Annotated in this window: 19 protein-coding genes; 10 read left to right on the forward strand and 9 right to left on the reverse strand. The window is 68.7% G+C overall.

Annotated elements, in window-relative coordinates; all coding sequences use genetic code 11:
- Positions 1-5 precede the first annotated feature (5 nt).
- The gene (locus tag ACFY8U_RS15395; protein ID WP_361600155.1) at positions 6-485 is read left to right on the forward strand and encodes an NUDIX hydrolase; all 480 of its coding nucleotides are present in this window, start codon (positions 6-8) and stop codon (positions 483-485) included.
- Positions 486-507: 22 nt separating this feature from the next.
- On the opposite strand, the gene ACFY8U_RS15400 is transcribed toward ACFY8U_RS15395, so the two are convergent.
- Both ACFY8U_RS15400 and ACFY8U_RS15405 read right to left on the reverse strand, forming a co-directional pair.
- Positions 508-1785 (reverse strand): globin domain-containing protein, encoded by a 1278-nt coding sequence (locus ACFY8U_RS15400; protein WP_389570150.1) that lies wholly within the window; start codon positions 1783-1785, stop codon positions 508-510.
- Between the two features lie 16 nt (positions 1786-1801).
- Entirely contained in the window at positions 1802-2455 is a 654-nt protein-coding gene (locus tag ACFY8U_RS15405; RefSeq protein WP_389570152.1) for an HAD family hydrolase, read from the reverse strand.
- Between the two features lie 77 nt (positions 2456-2532).
- Here ACFY8U_RS15405 and ACFY8U_RS15410 point away from each other — a divergent pair, with 77 nt between their 5' ends.
- The 3 genes from ACFY8U_RS15410 (at position 2533) to ACFY8U_RS15420 (ending at position 4466) form a co-directional block, all read left to right on the forward strand.
- Complete coding sequence (locus ACFY8U_RS15410) at positions 2533-3060, forward strand: DUF2269 domain-containing protein (RefSeq protein WP_389570154.1); 528 nt, start codon at positions 2533-2535, stop codon at positions 3058-3060.
- 5 nt (positions 3061-3065) lie between these two features.
- Positions 3066-3929, forward strand: coding sequence for a GNAT family N-acetyltransferase (locus ACFY8U_RS15415; protein WP_389570157.1), 864 nt, complete (start codon positions 3066-3068; stop codon positions 3927-3929).
- Between the two features lie 78 nt (positions 3930-4007).
- Positions 4008-4466 carry a MarR family transcriptional regulator gene (locus ACFY8U_RS15420; RefSeq protein WP_361435432.1) on the forward strand — a complete coding sequence of 153 codons (459 nt, stop codon included), beginning with the start codon at positions 4008-4010 and terminating at the stop codon, positions 4464-4466.
- 36 nt (positions 4467-4502) lie between these two features.
- Here the strand turns inward: ACFY8U_RS15420 and ACFY8U_RS15425 are convergent, their stop codons facing one another.
- Entirely contained in the window at positions 4503-5885 is a 1383-nt protein-coding gene (locus tag ACFY8U_RS15425; protein ID WP_389570159.1) for a serine hydrolase domain-containing protein, read from the reverse strand.
- 311 nt (positions 5886-6196) lie between these two features.
- On the opposite strand from ACFY8U_RS15425, the gene ACFY8U_RS15430 reads away from it, so the two are divergent.
- Together ACFY8U_RS15430 and ACFY8U_RS15435 are read left to right on the forward strand one after the other, a co-directional pair.
- Complete coding sequence (locus ACFY8U_RS15430; protein ID WP_389570161.1) at positions 6197-6895, forward strand: DUF4232 domain-containing protein; 699 nt, start codon at positions 6197-6199, stop codon at positions 6893-6895.
- 409 nt (positions 6896-7304) lie between these two features.
- The gene (locus ACFY8U_RS15435; RefSeq protein ID WP_389570162.1) at positions 7305-7835 is read left to right on the forward strand and encodes a hypothetical protein; all 531 of its coding nucleotides are present in this window, start codon (positions 7305-7307) and stop codon (positions 7833-7835) included.
- Positions 7836-8043: 208 nt separating this feature from the next.
- On the opposite strand, the gene dnaB is transcribed toward ACFY8U_RS15435, so the two are convergent.
- Entirely contained in the window at positions 8044-9528 is a 1485-nt protein-coding gene (gene dnaB / locus ACFY8U_RS15440) for a replicative DNA helicase (protein WP_352188559.1), read from the reverse strand.
- A gap of 425 nt (positions 9529-9953) precedes the next feature.
- Between dnaB and ACFY8U_RS15445 the strand changes: the two genes are divergently transcribed.
- On the forward strand, positions 9954-11291 hold the full coding sequence (locus ACFY8U_RS15445; protein ID WP_389570166.1) for an MATE family efflux transporter: 1338 nt from the start codon (positions 9954-9956) through the stop codon (positions 11289-11291).
- Between the two features lie 125 nt (positions 11292-11416).
- Here the strand turns inward: ACFY8U_RS15445 and rplI are convergent, their stop codons facing one another.
- The 4 genes from rplI to rpsF all read right to left on the reverse strand — a co-directional run bounded on the left by rplI (position 11417) and on the right by rpsF (position 13126).
- On the reverse strand, positions 11417-11863 hold the full coding sequence (gene rplI / locus ACFY8U_RS15450) for a 50S ribosomal protein L9 (protein ID WP_315894947.1): 447 nt from the start codon (positions 11861-11863) through the stop codon (positions 11417-11419).
- 18 nt (positions 11864-11881) lie between these two features.
- Positions 11882-12118: a 30S ribosomal protein S18 gene (rpsR, locus tag ACFY8U_RS15455; RefSeq protein ID WP_005315025.1), complete on the reverse strand. Its 237-nt coding sequence runs from the start codon at positions 12116-12118 to the stop codon at positions 11882-11884.
- Positions 12119-12176: 58 nt separating this feature from the next.
- Positions 12177-12761, reverse strand: a complete 585-nt coding sequence (locus tag ACFY8U_RS15460; RefSeq protein WP_361435422.1) for a single-stranded DNA-binding protein — start codon at positions 12759-12761, stop codon at positions 12177-12179.
- Between the two features lie 74 nt (positions 12762-12835).
- Positions 12836-13126, reverse strand: coding sequence for a 30S ribosomal protein S6 (gene rpsF / locus ACFY8U_RS15465; protein ID WP_004950685.1), 291 nt, complete (start codon positions 13124-13126; stop codon positions 12836-12838).
- Between the two features lie 283 nt (positions 13127-13409).
- On the opposite strand from rpsF, the gene ACFY8U_RS15470 reads away from it, so the two are divergent.
- The 3 genes from ACFY8U_RS15470 (at position 13410) to ACFY8U_RS15480 (ending at position 16083) form a co-directional block, all read left to right on the forward strand.
- Positions 13410-13709: a hypothetical protein gene (locus ACFY8U_RS15470; RefSeq protein WP_361435420.1), complete on the forward strand. Its 300-nt coding sequence runs from the start codon at positions 13410-13412 to the stop codon at positions 13707-13709.
- 126 nt (positions 13710-13835) lie between these two features.
- Positions 13836-14954 (forward strand): peptidoglycan bridge formation glycyltransferase FemA/FemB family protein, encoded by a 1119-nt coding sequence (locus ACFY8U_RS15475; RefSeq protein WP_361600182.1) that lies wholly within the window; start codon positions 13836-13838, stop codon positions 14952-14954.
- Positions 14955-15051: 97 nt separating this feature from the next.
- Positions 15052-16083: an alanine racemase gene (locus ACFY8U_RS15480; RefSeq protein ID WP_361670184.1), complete on the forward strand. Its 1032-nt coding sequence runs from the start codon at positions 15052-15054 to the stop codon at positions 16081-16083.
- Positions 16084-16099: 16 nt separating this feature from the next.
- On the opposite strand, the gene ACFY8U_RS15485 is transcribed toward ACFY8U_RS15480, so the two are convergent.
- Positions 16100-17620: a glycosyltransferase family 87 protein gene (locus tag ACFY8U_RS15485; RefSeq protein ID WP_389570171.1), complete on the reverse strand. Its 1521-nt coding sequence runs from the start codon at positions 17618-17620 to the stop codon at positions 16100-16102.
- Positions 17621-17650 lie beyond the last annotated feature (30 nt).

Here is a 17650-nt window from a genome sequence, read left to right on the forward strand (position 1 = left end):
TTCCCATGACCGAACGACCTGTGGTCAAGCGCACCGCACGCGCCATTCTGCTCGATGGAAACGACCTCATCCTGATCAAGCGCACGAAGCCGGGGGTGGATCCCTACTGGGTGACGCCGGGTGGCGGGGTCGAGCCCTCGGACACCACTGTCGTCGAAGCCCTCCACCGCGAGGTGCACGAGGAGCTCGGCGCCAAGATCACCGATGTGGTCCCCTGCTTCGTCGACACCGTCGAGCACATCGTCGACGGCGGTGTCTCGGGAGTGAAGGTCCAGCACTTCTTCGTCTGCCGGCTCGATTCGATGGACCCCTCACTGCGGCACGGCCCCGAGGTCGAGGAGCCCTGCGGGGAGTACGAGATCGTCCGGGTGCCGTTCAGCCGGGTCGGCATCGCCGCCGTCCACCTCGTGCCGTTGTCCCTGCGCCACTACCTGGACGGCAATATCGAGGGCGTCCGCGCCATGCACGCCCCCGACCTGGGTTAGAAGCCCGACGGGAGTTCTTCGGTCAGGACGCGAGCTCTGTCAGGAGGTCGTGGCGGATGCGTTCTGCGGGGATTCCGATTCCCCGCAGAGTGTCCACCCCGCGCCGGATCATGCCGGGCGGCCCCGACAGATAGGCCTCGTACTCGGTCCACGGACCGTACTGGCGCACGACGTCCGGCAGCTGTGCCTGGTCCTCCTCCGTGACCGGCCGCACCGACAGCCAGGGGTACGTCTTCTGGAGCCGCATCATCGTGTCGATGTCGTACAGGTCATGGCCGCTGCGTGCCCCGTAGAACACCTCCATGGGGCGCCGGTCCCCGTGCTCGGCGACGTCCTCGACCAGCGCCTTGATGGGCGCGATTCCCGTGCCGCCGCCCAGGCACAGCAGCCCGTTGTCCGTGGAGTGGTCGACCGTCATCGACCCCGCGGGCGGGCCGAGGCGCAGGATGTCGCCGGGTCGCGCGTGGTGCACCAGGGCATTGGAGACCCAGCCGGCGGGGACCGCCTTGACGTGGAGGGTGAGCAGCCCGTCGGGGCGGGGCGCCGAGGCGAAGGAGTAGTGCCGCCACACGCGCGGCCACCACGGCGTCTCCAGAGTCGTGTACTGGCCGGCGAGGAAGGTGTACGGCTGGTCGGGCCGCAGGGTGATCACCGCGATGTCCGGGGTCCGCAGATCGTGCGAGACGACCTCGGCCTGCCACCAGGCGGGGGCATGCAGCTCGCTCTCGGCCGCCGCGTCGATCATGATCTGCGAGATCGTCGTGTACGTCCGCACCCAGGCAGCCTCGGTCTCCTCGTTCCAGGTCAGGGTGGCGTACCGGATCAGCGCCCCGATCAGCGCCTCGCCGACGGCCGGGTAGTGCGTCGGCCGGGTCCCGTACTTGCGGTGTCCACGGCCCAGGTTCTGGAGGTACTCGGTGAGTACGGGGGCGTCGTCCATGTGCTCGGCCGCCGTCAGCAGCGCCTTGAGGAGGCGGTCGCGCTGGGTGTCCATCGCAGCGGGGAACATCGCGCGCAGCTCGGGGTGGCGGACGAAGAGCAAGGCGTAGAAGTAGGAGGTCACCTTGTCGGCGACGGGAGCGATCTCCGCCAGGGTGCGGCGGATGAGGATCGCGTCAGGGGACGGCCCGTTGCGGGGCGGCCGGTCGGAGGATGGCCCCGGGGCTATCCGGGGCGGTGCTTCGCCGTCGTCGTGCACGGCCTCTTCCATTGTGTGCCTCGCCTCACGCCTGCGGCTCTTGTCGCCGCAGCTTGACAGGTTCGACCACCGGTTCGGACAGAAAGTGGAATTCTCGGGCATTAGCCCCGTGGCGCGACTAGGCTGCGCTCTTTCGGACCAGGTCGTATGCCTCGCGCAGATCGCCTCCGGTGTAGGTGTGGCGGGACAGCCCGGCCAGATGATGATCGGCGTTCACCGCCACGGTGAGCGGCACGGCGGCGAAGAGTTCCGCGTCGGACATCGAGTCGCCGTAGGCCACGCAGTCCTCCAGGCCGATCCCGTACTCCGCGCAGAGCCGGCGCGCGATGCTCACCTTCGCCGCAGCGGTGAGGATGCTCGGACGGTCGATGGGCGCGGTGAACGGCACCGACGGCCAGCGGGAGCCATGGGTCGCATCGGCCCCCCAGTCGAGAAGGCGCTCGACGAAGAAATCCGGCGAGAGCGAGATGACGGCGCAGCGCCCTCCCTGGGCGTGGATGTCCGCCCAGACCTCACGGATACCGGCCAGCCAGGGCGCCCCTTCGAAGGCGGCCGTGACCTGCTCCGTCGTCAGAGCGGACCAGAGAGCGTGGGCCTGAACCGCGAACTCGTCGGGCGTCATCCCGTCCAGCAGGAATCCGCGCTCCAGGGCGGCGATCTCCTCGGCGAGACCGAGCTGCCGCGAGATCTCCACCGCGGCCGCCGAGCCCCGGATCAGGGTGCCGTCGAGGTCGAAGAGATGGAGCCTTCCGGCGCCCGGGGAAGTGGTCATGTACGCCGAGGCTAGTACGTATGGTTACTCCCCCCGTCAGACGCGGGGCGAGGGGGCGGCGCGGCACGGTGTTTCACGTGAAACATCTCCAGCGCCCCGCTCGGCGGGCTCTCCTCGTCGTCCATGTCGCCGTCTCCGTGGCGTGGCTCGGGCTCAGTGTGGGACTGCTGACGCTCGGCATCACGGCCTACACGACGGGCGACCCCTCGCTCACCGAAGCCTCCTACCGTGCGATGAAGGTATTCGCGGACTGGCTGCTCGCTCCGGTCGCGGTGGTGACGTTGACGAGCGGGCTGGTGCTCTCCCTGGGCACTCCCTGGGGGCTGGCCCGGCACCGCTGGGTCTGGGTCAAGTTCTGGATCACCCTGGCCACGGCGACCGCGACCGTCTTCGCACTGCGTCCGGGGATCGAGCACGCGGCGGCGGCCGGGGTGCCGGATCCCAGCCTGGTGTCGGCGCCGACGGTGTCGACTGCGGCCTATCTGTTCATGACCGCGATCTCTGTGCTGAAGCCCTGGGGACTGACGCGCCGCGGTCGTCGCCTGCGGGCGCAGACGAGTTCCCGTAAAGCGGTGGACGAACGATCATTGCGTCCGACAGCCTGAGCCTCATGCCGACGTCGCTCACCCCGCTCGATCAGCTTCCCATCCGTATCCTCACCTCCGCGGACCTCACCGCCTGCGCCGATCTCTCCGAGGACCGGGGCTGGCTGCGCGAGGAGCACAAGTGGAACCTCCTGCTGACCGCGGGGACTGGCTACGGCATCGACGACCCCGACGGCAAGGGGCTGATCGCGGCAAGCGTGGTCACCTCGTACGGCCCCGGGCTCTCCGCGATCGGCATGGTGCTCGTCGCCGAGCGGTACGCCCGCCGAGGAGTGGGGCGCCGTCTGATGCACCACGTGGTGGCCGAGGCCGGAGACACCCCGCTCACGCTCCATGCGACCCCGAACGGTCAGCCGCTCTACGAGCAGCTGGGCTTCGTCCAGACGGGCCGCGCGGAGATGCTCAAGGGCCACTTCACCTCGACGGAGCCGGTCCCGGAGATCGCGACCCGCGCCGCCACGGCCGAGGACCTCCAGACGGTGCTCCGCCTGGACACCGAGATCTTCGGCCTGGACCGCACGCATATGATCACCCGCCTGCCGGCCTTCGCGGACCACCTCCGCGTCGCCGAGGAGGACGGCGAGATCACGGGCTTCGCCGCAGCCTGGCCCAACATGGACACCCATGTGGTCGGACCCCTGATCGCTCGCGACACGGCCACCGCACAGGCCCTCGTCGCCGCCCTGGCCGCCGCCACCGACCGCCCCCTGCGCACGGACATCGACGTACGCCATGAGGCGCTCCTGACCTGGCTGAAGGCGAACGGCCTCGCCTCGATCGCCTTCAACGCGGTCATGGTGCGCTCTCTGCCCGACCTGCCGGGCGACTGGGGCCGCCGGTTCGCGCCTCTGACCGTCGCGGCGGGGTAGAGCGCGAGTAATTGCACACGCGGGCTTTTGCGCTCATCGTCTACTCTGGGAAAAGCCGCTCCGGACCGAGGAGAGACCATGACCGCGACCGCCCCCGCACTCACCGCCCTCTCCCAGGGCTGGTGCGCCCTCTCGCTGCTGCACGGGAGGATCGAGTCCCACATCGAGCGCGCCCTGGAGTCGCAGCACGGCCTGAGCGTGCGCGAGTACTCCCTGCTCGATGTGCTCAGCCGCCAGCACAGCGGTCCCGGCGGGCATCTTCAGATGAAGCAGGTCGCCGACGCCGTCGTCCTCAGCCAGAGTGCCACCACCCGACTGGTGACCCGCCTTGAGGACAGGGGTCTCCTGACCCGCTACCTCTGCGCCACCGACCGGCGCGGGATCTACACCGACGTCACCGAGGCGGGGATGGAACTCCTTACGGCGGCCCGGCCCACCAACGACCGGGCGCTGCGCGAAGCCCTCGACGAGGCGGCCAAGAACCCGGAGCTGGCCCCGTTGGTCCGCGTCGTCGAAGGGCCGCACGTTCCCGCCTAGCCGCCCTCGGCGTCCTGTTTCACGTGAAACAGCCGTTCAGAGGCCGCGCCAACCCGCCGCGTCCACTCCGCCCGGGACCGCGTCGCTCCGCTCGTACGGCTCCCGGGTGAAGACAAAGGACCCCAGATCGAGATGGCTCACCGAGCCGTCAGGATGCCGGACCGGGCGGAGTGTCTCCCCCAGGTAGTAGCCGTTCAGGCCGATCCAGCCCCCCTCCGGCAGCGCTCGGAAGGTAGCCCGCCGCCCGACACCGCTCAGCGGTTCGAGGGTCGCGCTTCGGTCCGGACCGAGGCGCAGCCCGAACGCGTACGTGCCCCAGTACCAGGGCCCGGCAAGGTCCAGCAGCTCCTGATCCACCTCGCCCTCGGGCATCGGCCTCCACGGCTCGGGGAACCTGGGCTCGGCCTCCGCCACGATCCGTACGAGATCGGCCGCCACCGACGCCATCAGCGGCCCGGAGGTGGCATTGGCGAGGGCGACCGCAGCGACACCGTCCTCGACACTCACCCAGAGACAGGCGACGAACCCCGGCAGCGAGCCGGTGTGGCCGATCAGCGTCCGGCCGTCCTTGCGCAGCAGCTGGACACCCAGTCCGTAGCCGCCCTCCCAGTCACCGGCACCGGGCGCGGACGCCGGCGTGCGCATCTCCTCGACCGAGGCCGCGCCGAGCACACGATCGTCGCCCTGCGCGAGGAACCGCGCGAAGCGGCAGAGGTCCTCGGCCGTCGACCAGAGCTGTCCGGCCGGCGCCATCAGCCCCAGATCCTCGGAGGGTTCGGGCAGCATCACATCGGCCCACGGGTGTACGGCCCAGCCGCCGGCGTGCGGAGCTACCGGCTGCACGCTCGTCCGCGTCATCCCCAGCGGCTCCAGGATCTCGCCGCGCAGCGCCTCCTCCCAGGAGACCCCACGCAGCGTCTCGACCAGCGAACCGAGCAGGGTGTAGCCGGGGTTGGAGTAGTGGAAGTGACGTCCCACCGGGTGCAGCATCGGCTCCTCACCGAGTACATCGGTCAGCTTCGGCCGTACCGTCCCGGGCGTCCGCTCCCACCACGGACCGGGGCTCTCCGCCGCGAGACCCGCCGTATGAGCGAGGAGTTGGGCGATGGTCGTCTCGCCGACGTCCGTGCCCGGAAGATGCTTCTCCAGAGGGTCGTTCAGATCGAGGAGGCCCTCGTCACGGAGCCGCATCACCAGAACGGCGGTGAAGACCTTGGTGAGCGAGCCGATCCGGTACTGCGTGTCGGCGTCCGGGGCGTGCCCCTCGACACAGCTGCGCGCCCCGCTCCACACCATGGCCCCCTCGCGGGCCACGGCCCCGACGAAGGAAGGCGTACGTCCCTCGGACTGGGCGACCGCGACACGGTGCAGCAACGCCCGTTCGGTACTGGGAAGCAGAGCTTCGAAAGGTGAGGTCATGCATCGATCCAACGCGCTGCCCGAGCGGGCGTCGACCACATTTCCCGTCGGATACCCGTGTGGCGGGAGCGAGTTCGCCTCTGAGGAACCTCACAACTCGCCGGATCAGAGCGCGGGCGCCCATTGGCGCGTCCCACCACGGCGTTCCAGGGCATGACGTTTCAGCAGGTCAGAACCGCCTCGGCATTCCAGCATCCCCGAAAGCGCGCGTCGGCTTGCCCCCGCTTTCCTGGAACGGATTCTCTGTTGCCGAGCCGGACGGAAGCGCCGACCGGCAGCGAATCACCGACCACACACCCACGGGGGAACACATGAAGCTGACGCACGCCACCAAGACGCTCCTCGCCGGCCTCACGCTGGTCAGCACGCTCACGCTGACCGCCTGCAGCGGCGACGACGCCGCCACCACGAACGCCCAGCCCACCGGCTCGGCATCCACCGCTCCCTCGGGCAGCAGCGCCGGCACCGGACCCACCGAGGCAGCCACGGACACCAGCGGCAGCGGCGGCAGCAGCCAGAGCGCCGGCAAGAGCAGCGGCGGTGGCAACGGAAGCGGCGAAGGGACCACGGCGGGCACGGGCTCCGGCGGTAAGCCGGCCGGCATCTGCCGCAGCGACGAGCTGGAGGTCAGCGCTGTCGACAACACCACCGACAAGGTGGAGGGAATCGTCACGGTCCAGTTGAAGAACGGCGGCGGCCGTGACTGCACGATCAGCGGCTTCGCGGGCGTAGACCTGAAGACCGCGGCAGGCGACACCCTCTCGGTGGCACGCAACGGCGACAAGCCCATCTCGGGCGTCCTCAAGGACGGCGAGTCCGCCGCCTTCAACATCACGTTCCCGCTCAACACCACCGGGGGCACGGGTGTAAGGGTGTCCAAGATCCTCGTCACCCCGCCGAACGAGACGAAGACGATCACCCTGAACTGGCCGGCGGGCTCCCTCCCGGTCGACAACCCGGACTCCCCGAACCGCCCCCTCGAGATCAGCCCGGTCGGCAAGGTCGGCTGATCACCCGTCGGCTGATTCCGTGCCGGCTGACCTCCCGTCGGCCGACCTCCGCGCGTGTGCCCGCCTTATGTGTCCAGGGGAAGCCCTGGTAGGTCCTAGCTTCGCTGGCCAACAGCGATGTTGTGACCTGCGCCTTCTTCACTGTCTCAAGGCGACGTGACAGCGCTTCGTCTCATGCACATGGCACATCCCCACCCTGCCGTCCAACACTGGTCAGGTCCGTTCCCTCCTGCCGGGTGGCGGACGCCCAGTGGCCGAGATGCGCCCTCTGGCTGATGGTGATGTTGTGGTGCATCGAGCGACCTCCCCCACCGTCAGGGCACGTCGGCTGTACGCCCGCCGCAGACGTCCGCGAGCCAGCGCATCACCGGGCGCGACGCGGCGGCCACGTGGTCTCAGCGACATTTTGGTGCCCTGGGCAACGGCTTTGACGGCCATCGCGGCCGCGATCGGCCTGTTCTTCAGCGCCACGGTGGCGTCGTCGAGCGTAGACGCGACACGCAGGCAGTTGGACCAGGACGAGCGGCGGCAGGCTGGGCGGGTCGGCTACTGGGCCCAGTCAGCCGGCGAGCTTGCCGAGACGATCATCATCGTGAACCGCTCGCTGGATCCGGTGACCAACGTCGAGCTGTGGTGGTACGCGCCGGACGCGAACATCGACCCGGCCAAGCATGAGTGGGTCTTCATGGCCTTCGAGACCATCCCACCCTGCACTCGAATGGTCTTTGATCACCGCGCCATCGACGAATTCCTTCTGAGCCACTTCGGGATCGAGCAGGGCGGGGCTCCGGTCCGGGCGATCCAGTTCATCGACAGCGACGGGCGGCAGTGGTTGCGCGATCCGACGGTGCTTCGTGCGGCCGGGTACGAACGGGACGATGGCGAGTACGTCGGTGATGCGCCTGCTCGCCAGGAGCCCGCCGAGCACTGCGACAAGTGAGCACCACCCGGCGGCTGCGGTCGATTCGTCGGGCGCGGCAGGACGCCGCCCCTCTCGCGGCCGCGCTCGCAGCGTTCTACGGTGAGGACGTGTGGTGAAGGCTGCTGACGTGCCCGTCTCACCAGCGTGGCCAAGTGGCCACGCCATGGCCAACCGGCCTGAGATTTGGCCACGAAATCCGAGCCCTACACCTGGGCACAGGAGGCGATCAGGTCTGCGCCATGTCGACGAAGCGCGAGTAGTGGCCCTGGAAGGCCACCGTGATCGTCGCCGTCGGACCGTTTCGGTGCTTGCCGACGATGATGTCCGCCTCGCCCGCGCGCGGTGACTCCTTCTCGTATGCGTCCTCGCGATGAAGCAGGATGACCATGTCCGCGTCCTGCTCGATCGAGCCGGATTCACGGAGGTCGGAGACCATCGGCTTCTTGTCGGTGCGCTGTTCGGGACCACGGTTCAGCTGCGAGAGCGCGATCACCGGCAGTTCGAGCTCCTTGGCCAGGAGCTTGAGGTTTCGCGACATGTCCGAGACTTCCTGCTGGCGGCTCTCGGACCTCTTGGCGCCGGACTGCATCAGCTGGAGATAGTCGATGACCACGAGCTTGAGCCCGGCACGCTGCTTGAGCCGACGGCACTTGGCACGGATCTCCATCATCGACAGGTTCGGGGAGTCGTCGATGTAGAGCGGGGCCTGCGAGACGTCCGGCATCCGGCGGGCCAGCCGGGTCCAGTCCTCGTCCGTCATGGTGCCGGAGCGCATGTGGTGCAGCGCCACCCGGGCCTCCGCCGAGAGCAGGCGCATCGCGATCTCGTTGCGGCCCATTTCGAGGGAGAAGATGACGCTGGGCAGGTTGTGCTTGATGGAGCAGGCCCGGGCGAAGTCCAGGGCGAGCGTCGACTTACCCATGGCGGGGCGGGCCGCGATGATGATCATCTGGCCGGGGTGCAGTCCGTTGGTGAGCTGGTCGAGATCGGTGAAGCCGGTCGGGACACCGGTCATCTCGCCGCTGCGGGAGCCGATCGCCTCGATCTCGTCGAGCGCGCCCTCCATGATGTCGCCGAGGGGCAGATAGTCCTCGGTGGTGCGCTGCTCGGTGACCGCGTAGATCTCGGCCTGGGCCGAGTTCACGATCTCGTCGACGTCGCCATCGGCCGCGTATCCCATCTGCGTGATCTTGGTGCCGGCCTCCACGAGACGGCGCAGCACGGCGCGCTCATGGACGATCTCCGCGTAGTACGCAGCGTTCGCCGCGGTCGGCACGGACTGGACGAGCGTGTGCAGATAGGAGGCCCCGCCGACACGGGTGATCTCGCCCCGCTTGGTGAGCTCCGCACCGACCGTGATCGGGTCGGCCGGCTCGCCCTTCGCGTACAGGTCGAGGATGGCAGCGTAGACCGTCTCGTGGGCGGGCTTGTAGAAGTCATGGCCCTTGATGATCTCCACGACGTCCGCGATGGCGTCCTTGGAGAGCAGCATGCCGCCGAGGACGGACTGCTCGGCGTCGAGATCCTGCGGAGGCACGCGCTCGAAGCCGGAGAGGCCGCTGTCCCACGGGCCGCTGTCGCTGCCGCGGTCGTGCTGGTCCTCACGGCCCCGCCCCCGACCACGGCTCTCACCGCGAGGGCGTGCGACGGGCAGCCGGTCACTCGGTCCGCTGTCGGCCCAGGGGTCGTCCAAGGGCTCGGGAATGCTCACCAAGCCACCTCCTCCCGTCCGCTCCGCGGACCTCGCCGTGCCACTCTTTCTTACGCCACGGCTCGGACAAACAAGAGGCTTTGACTCCGCTTTTGGCGCGTCGTGCGCCGGACCACGGTAGGCCCGTCGGCACCGTCAGCCAATCTGGTTATCCACAGGGCCTGTGGGTGAACGACCAGATGCTGTGGAGAACTCCGCCGAACCTGTGCACGGACCGGGGGACAGCCATGTGGACAAACTCATAGCCCACCCCACGACACCCTCCTGACCTGCACCTTTTCCATCCACGGGCTGTGGGGGAGAAAAACTTTTTCCTCTGGACCAAGATCAGAACAAACGGCGCACACCCGAAGCTCCACACCAAGGAGATGTAAGGACCCTAGACTCATTGCATCTCTTACCTGTGGAAGATTAGATTGAGACCCATGACCCAGGCTCCCCCGACCCCCAAGGCCGTCCGCCGGCAGCACGACAGAGAGATCATCTCGCTCGCCGTCCCGGCCTTCGGCGCGCTTGTCGCAGAGCCGCTCTTCCTCATGGTCGACAGTGCCATTGTCGGACACCTCGGCACTCCCCAGCTCGCCGGTCTCGCCATCGCGGCAGCCCTGCTCACCACCGCCGTCAGTGTCTTCGTCTTCCTCGCCTACGCGACCACGGCCGCCGTAGCCCGCCGGGTGGGAGCCGGTGACCTCACGGCAGCCATCCGTCAGGGCATGGACGGCATCTGGCTCGCGCTCCTGCTGGGAGCGGCGGTCGTCGCCATCACCCTGCCCGCCGCCCCCTGGCTGGTCGACATCTTCGGCGCCTCCGACACGGCCACCCCGTACGCCATTACCTATCTGCGCATCTCCAGCCTGGGTATCCCGGCCATGCTGGTGGTCCTGGCCGCCACAGGCGTCCTACGCGGCCTCCAGGACACCCGTACACCGCTCTACGTGGCCATCGGTGGCTTCGCGGCCAACGCCGTACTCAACGTGGGCCTGGTCTACGGCGCCGGGATGGGCATCGCCGGCTCCGCCTGGGGCACGGTCATCGCCCAGTGCGCCATGGCCGCCGTGTACCTCGTCGTGGTGGTCCGTGGAGCGCGGCGCCACGGCGCCTCCCTGAGGCCGGACGCAGCCGGCATACGCGCCAGCGCCCAGGCGGGCGTCCCGCTGCTTGTCCGTACGCTCTCCCTGCGGGCGGTACTGATGATCGCCACCGCCGTCGCGGCCCGCATGGGCGACGCCGAGGTCGCCGCCCACCAGATCATCCTGTCCCTGTGGAGCCTGATGGCCTTCGCGCTGGACGCGATAGCCATCGCCGGCCAGGCCATCATCGGCCGCTATCTCGGCGCCGACGACGCCGACGGTGCCCGGCAGGTCTGCCGCCGCATGCTCCATTGGGGCGTGGTCTCGGGTGTCGTCCTGGGCGCCCTTCTCATCCTCGCCCGCCCGCTCTTCATCCCGCTCTTCACCGGCGACACCACGGTCCAGGACACCCTGCTCCCGGCGCTCCTGGTCGTCGCGGTCTCCCAGCCGATCGCCGGCGTGGTCTTCGTCCTCGACGGCGTCCTGATGGGCGCGGGCGACGGGCCCTATCTGGCCTGGGCCATGCTGCTCACCCTGGCGGTCTTCGCCCCGGTCGCCCTCCTGGTCCCCATCCTCGGCGGTGGGCTCACCGCGCTGTGGTGGGCCATGACCCTGATGATGACCGTCCGCATGCTGACCCTCTGGCTGCGCTCCCGCTCCGGACGCTGGATCGTCACTGGCGCCACGCGGTGAATGTTTCACGTGAAACGCCGTGTTTCACGTGAAACGACGAGTCGGCAGAGAGCTCGGGTGCCCGCGAAACGGCGGAAGGGCCGCACCCCTGGGGGTACGGCCCTTCCCTACTGCTGAGAGCAGCGTTACGCGGCGACAACCTCGACGCCGAGCTTCGCGGCAACCTCGGGGTGCAGACGCACGGACACCTGGTGCGAGCCCAGGGTCTTGATCGGCGAACCGAGCTCGACGCGACGCTTGTCGACATCGGGGCCACCCGCGGACTTGATCGCCGTGGCGATGTCGGCCGGGGTCACGGAGCCGAAGAGGCGGCCGGCGTCGCCGGAGCGAACGGCCAGACGCACCTTCACGCCCTCGAGCTGAGCCTTGATCTCGTTGGCCTGCTCGATGGTCGCGATCTCGTGGATCTTGCGGGCGCGGCGAATCTGCGCCACGTCCTTCTCGCCACCCTTGGTCCAGCGGATCGCGAAACCACGCGGGACCAGGTAGTTGCGAGCGTAACCGTCCTTGACGTCGACGACATCGCCGGCGGCACCGAGGCCAGAGACCTCGTGGGTCAGGATGATCTTCATTAGTCGGTCACCCTTTCCTTATCGCGCGGTGGACGTGTAGGGCAGCAGCGCCATCTCACGGCTGTTCTTCACGGCCGTGGCGACGTCACGCTGGTGCTGCGTGCAGTTGCCGGTCACGCGGCGGGCACGGATCTTGCCGCGGTCGGAAATGAACTTCCGCAGCATGTTCGTGTCCTTGTAGTCCACGTACGCGGTCTTGTCCTTGCAGAACGCGCAGACCTTCTTCTTAGGCTTGCGCACAGGCGGCTTCGCCATGGTGTTTCTCCTGTGTGATCAAGAAGTTTGGGTACGAGCTGCCTTCGAGGGGAGTGCCCTAGAAGGGGGGCTCGTCCGAGTAGCCGCCGCCGCTGGAGTTTCCACCCCAGCTGCCTCCGCCGCCCTGCTGCTGGCCGCCACCGGCCGGCGCGCTGGTCGCCCACGGGTCGTCGGCGGGAGCACCGCCGCCACCCTGCTGGCCACCACCGGAGTTTCCACCCCAGCTGCCGCCGCCCTGCTGGCCGCCACCGCCGCCGTAGCCACCCTGGCCACCACGACCGGTGGTCTTGGTGACCTTGGCCGTGGCGTTCTTGAGGCTGGGGCCGACTTCGTCGACGTCCAGCTCGTAGACCGTGCGCTTGACGCCCTCGCGGTCCTCGTACGACCGCTGCTTCAGCCGGCCCTGCACGACGACGCGCATGCCTCGCTGAAGCGACTCGGCGACGTTCTCCGCCGCCTGACGCCAGACCGAGCAGGTCAGGAACAGGCTCTCGCCGTCCTTCCACTCATTGGTCTGACGGTCGAAGGTGCGGGGGGTGGACGCGATACGGAACTTCGCGACCGCCGCACCGGACGGGGTGAAGCGCAGCTCGGGGTCGTCGACAAGATTGCCGACGACCGTGATGACGGTCTCGCCTGCCATTGGATGAACCTCTCGGCGGGATTGCTTCTGGCTGCTTGCTGCTACTCGAACCCGATGACCTCTGAGCTAGGCGCTCAGTGGGTCTCGGGACGGAGGACCTTGGTCCGGAGGACCGACTCGTTCAGGTTCATCTGTCGGTCGAGCTCCTTGACGACCGCAGGCTCGGCCTGCAGGTCGATGACCGAGTAGATGCCCTCGGGCTTCTTCTTGATCTCGTAGGCGAGACGACGACGGCCCCAGGTGTCGACCTTCTCAACCTTTCCGTTGCCCTCACGGACGACGGAGAGGAAGTTCTCGATCAGCGGGGAGACAGCGCGCTCCTCGAGATCGGGGTCGAGGATGACCATCACCTCGTAGTGACGCATGTGGAACCCACCTCCTTTGGACTCAGCGGCCACGGTCGTTCCGTGGCAGGAGGGTCGTGATGCGTAAGCAACGGTATCGGCCACCACTGACAACCCCCCTCGACGGGCGAGGGGAGCGTCGGGTCCGGGACGGACCTGGGCAGACACCGGTGCAGACCGTACAGAGTACCCGCACATCCGCTTCCGGTTGAAATCCGGTGGTGAGGGGACGCAATCTGTACACATCGGATGTCGGCGGCGCTACGATGCGCCGCCGTCCCGCAGGCACGCCAGGAGGTGCCCCATGGCACAGGCAATGCGACCCGACCCCGGACATTCCCTCCTCGCCACCGACGGCAGGGCCCACCCGCTCCAGGACACCCTGGTGGCGGTGACGCTCTTCCTCGGAGTCCTCTCCTTCATCACCGCGCAGTTTCACAGCCTGCACGTGCTGGCGTCCTGGGCGGGGCTGATCGGCATCATGAGCGGCGCGTTCGGCCAGTTCATCTCGGTGACGACGAGGGAACGCTTCGCCTTGATCGTCGGGCTCGGCGCCTCGGCGGTGGGCTTCTACCTCGGCATGTTCTACGGCGGCCTCGCCTGAGGCATCCGGGTCGGCCACCGGCCGAAGGACACACGTCCCCTCGGGGCGCTCCCCGGTCACAGTAGGCTTCGGCGCGAGAGCCGGAGCCCCTGAACCGATGGGGACACACCTGCCGAGGAGCGCCCCGTGAGCCTGACCCTGAGGACCATCAGCCGTGAGCAGCATCTGGCATTCATCCAGAGCCAGCCCGCGGCGAGCCACTGCCAGGTCCCGGCGTGGGCTGATGTGAAGACCGAGTGGCGCTCGGAGAACCTGGGTTGGTTCGACAAGTCCGGCGAGCTCGTCGGCGCGGGCCTCGTGCTCTACCGCCAGCTGCCGAAGATCAAGCGCTACCTGGCCTATCTGCCCGAGGGCCCGGTCATCAACTGGTACGCCCCGAACCTGGACGACTGGCTGCAGCCGATGCTCGCGCATCTCAAGCAGCAGGGCGCCTTCTCCGTGAAGATGGGCCCGCCGGTCGTCATCCGCCGCTGGGACTCCGCCGCCATCAAGTCCGGCATCCAGGACCCGGACGTGAAGCGGCTGAAGGACGTCGAGGCCTCGCACATCGAGCCGCGTGCCTTCGAAGTCGCCGACCGGCTGCGGAAGATGGGCTGGCAGCAGGGCGAGGACGGCGGCGCCGGCTTCGGCGACGTCCAGCCGCGCTACGTCTTCCAGGTGCCGCTCGCCAACCGCTCGCTCGACGACGTGCTCAAGGGCTTCAACCAGCTGTGGCGCCGCAACATCAAGAAGGCCGAGAAGGCCGGTGTCGAGGTCGTCCAGGGCGGCTACGAGGACCTCGCCGAGTGGCAGCGGCTGTACGAGATCACGGCCGTACGCGACCACTTCCGCCCGCGCCCGCTCTCGTACTTCCAACGCATGTGGACCGTCCTCAACAACGAGGACCCCAACCGTATGCGGCTGTACTTCGCCCGTCACAACGGGGTGAACCTCTCCGCGGCCACGATGCTCGTGGTCGGCGGGCACGTCTGGTACTCCTACGGAGCCTCCGACAACATCGGCCGCGAGGTCCGGCCCTCGAACGCGATGCAGTGGCGGATGCTGCGCGACGCCTACGCGATGGGCGCGACCGTCTACGACCTGCGGGGCATCTCGGACTCGCTCGACGAGACCGATCACCTCTTCGGCCTCATCCAGTTCAAGGTGGGCACGGGCGGCGAGGCCGTGGAGTACGTCGGCGAGTGGGACTTCCCGCTCAACAAGCTCCTGCACAAGGCGCTGGACATCTACATGTCGCGTCGCTGACGGCCCGGGCTTCGCGCCCGTAATCTCGTACGTAATCTCGTAAGTCTCGTACACACCTTTGATACACCGCAGCCATCAGAAAGGTTCCGGGCCGGCCATGGCGCTCTCCCTCTACGTCGACACCGCTCGCTGGCGGGCGCACCAGAAGTCCGTGATCGACCAGTTCCCCGGTCTGATCCCGGTCTGCAAGGGCAACGGCTACGGCTTCGGCCACGAGCGGCTGGCCGACGAGGTCACCCGGTTCGGCTCGGACATGCTGGCCGTGGGCACCACGTACGAGGCCGCGAAGATCAAGGACTGGTTCGGCGGCGACCTGTTGGTTCTCACGCCGTTCCGGCGGGGCGAGGAGCCGGTGCCGCTGCCGGACCGGGTGATCCGCTCCGTGTCGTCCGTGGACGGCGTGCACGCCCTCGTGGGCGCCCGTGTGGTCATCGAGTGCATGAGCTCCATGAAGCGCCACGGCATCCTCGAAGAGGAACTGGGACGGCTGCACGCCGCCATCGAGGACGTACGCCTCGAAGGCTTCGCCCTCCACTTGCCCCTGGACCGCACGGACGGCACCGACGCGGTCGAGGAGGTCATCGGCTGGATGGACCGGCTGCGGGCCGCACGGCTGCCGCTGCACACCATGTTCGTCAGCCATCTGCGGGCCGAGGAGCAGGCCCGGCTCCAGCAGCAGTTCCCGCAGACCCGGTTCCGCGCCCGGATCGGCACCCGGCTCTGGCTGGGCGACCACGAGGCCACCGAGTACCGCGGGGCGGTCCTGGACGTCACGCGCGTCGCCAAGGGCGACCGCTTCGGCTACCGCCAGCAGAAGGCCGCCTCGGACGGCTGGCTGGTCGTCGTCGCCGGCGGCACCTCCCACGGGGTGGGCCTGGAGGCCCCCAAGGCGATGCACGGAGTGATGCCGCGCGCCAAGGGAGTGGCCCGCGCCGGTCTCGCGACCGTCAACCGGAACCTTTCTCCGTTCGTCTGGGCCGGCAAGCAGCGCTGGTTCGCCGAGCCGCCGCACATGCAGGTGTCGATCCTGTTCGTGCCGGCCGATGCTCAGGAGCCCAAGGTCGGCGACGAGCTCGTGGCCCACCTGCGGCACACCACGACGCAGTTCGACCGGCTCGTCGAACGCTGACCCGCGCGCTGGTGGGCTAGCCCGCCAGCGGGTCCCTGGGGGGCGCGTCCACGGGGACTCCCCACTCCACGCGCGGCCCCTCCACGGCCGGGGCCGCGTGACGGGCGGGGTGCGCCGCCCTCCCCTGTACGAAGACGTCCTCAGCGCCGTCCAGGACGCCCCCGGAGGGGTCGTCCGAGCCGTCCTGCCGCACCACGTCCCGTTCGGGCGCCAGGATGTCGCGCACGATCACGGCGCACAGGTACAGCGTGCCGACCAGATGCAGGACGATCGCGAAGTGGTAGCCGTCCGTCGGCAGCCCCTGCTTGTTGCCGCTGGTGGTGAAGGCCAGGTACATCCAGATGCCCAGGAAGTACATGACCTCGCAGGCCTGCCAGATCAGGAAGTCCCGCCAGCGCGGCCGGGCCAGCGCCGCGAGAGGAATGAGCCACAGCACGTACTGGGGCGAGTACACCTTGTTGGTCAGCACGAACGCGGCCACGATCAGGAACGCGAGCTGTACGAACCGGGGCCGGCGGGGTGCCGTGAGCGCCAGGACGGCGAGGGCCGCGCCCGCGAGCGCCATCAGCACCATGGTGTACGTGTTGGCGCTCCCGGGAGAGATCTGCTCGCCGGAGCGCTGGCTGATCAGCAGCCAGACCGACCCGAAGTCGACGTTCCGCTCCTCGTTGAACGTGTAGAACTGCTTCCACCCCGCGGGCGCGAGCAGCATCACCGGCAGGTTCACGGCGAGCCAGGCACCGGCCACACCGACGAGCGCCGCGCCGAACTCCCGCCAGCGGCCCGCCCGCCAGCACAGCAGGAGCAGCGCCCCGAGGATCAGGAAGGGGTAGAACTTGGCCGCGATCGCGAGGCCGAGCAGGGCGCCGAACGCGAGCGGACGGCCGCGTGACCACATCAGTACGGCGGCCGAGGTCAGCGCGACGGCCAGCAGGTCCCAGTTGATGGTGGCGGTGAGCGCGAACGCGGGGGCCAGGGCGACCAGGAGGGCGTCCCAGGGGCGGCGGCGGTGCGTGCGGGCCACGCAGACGGCCATGATGACGGCGCAGACCATCAGCATGCCCGCGTTGACCATCCAGTAGATCTGCTCGCGGTGCACGAGGTCGCCGCCACCGGGCGTGAGCCAGGCCGCGACCTGCATGAACAGACCGGTGAGAACCGGGTACTCCAGGAACTCTATGTCGCCGCTCAGCCGGTCGAAGTACGGCACCAGGCCCTCGGCGAACCCGCGCCCGACGAAGAGGTGGGGGATGTCGGAGTAGCAGGCGTGGGTGTACTGGGAGGTGGTGCCCCGGAACCAGGCCCAGTCGTAACACGGGATCTTCTGCACCATGCCGAGCGCAAACATCCCGATCGCCACCAGCGCGATCACCCGCACGGGGGTGAGCAGCCCGCCGCCGAGCAGGGCCCGGCGGCCGACCGGCCCGCCGATCAGTTCGCTGCCCGCCGCGGCGACCTCGTCACGACGGGTGGGACACACCGTCGCCGGGGTCTGCGACCGGTCCCGCTGCGGACTCGTCTTGTGGAGGCTCGGCATGGGGACATCCTGCCGTACGTCCCCGGGAAA

Source organism: Streptomyces sp. NPDC012508 (assembly GCF_042902595.1).
In the GTDB taxonomy this organism is placed as follows: Bacteria; Actinomycetota; Actinomycetes; order Streptomycetales; family Streptomycetaceae; genus Streptomyces.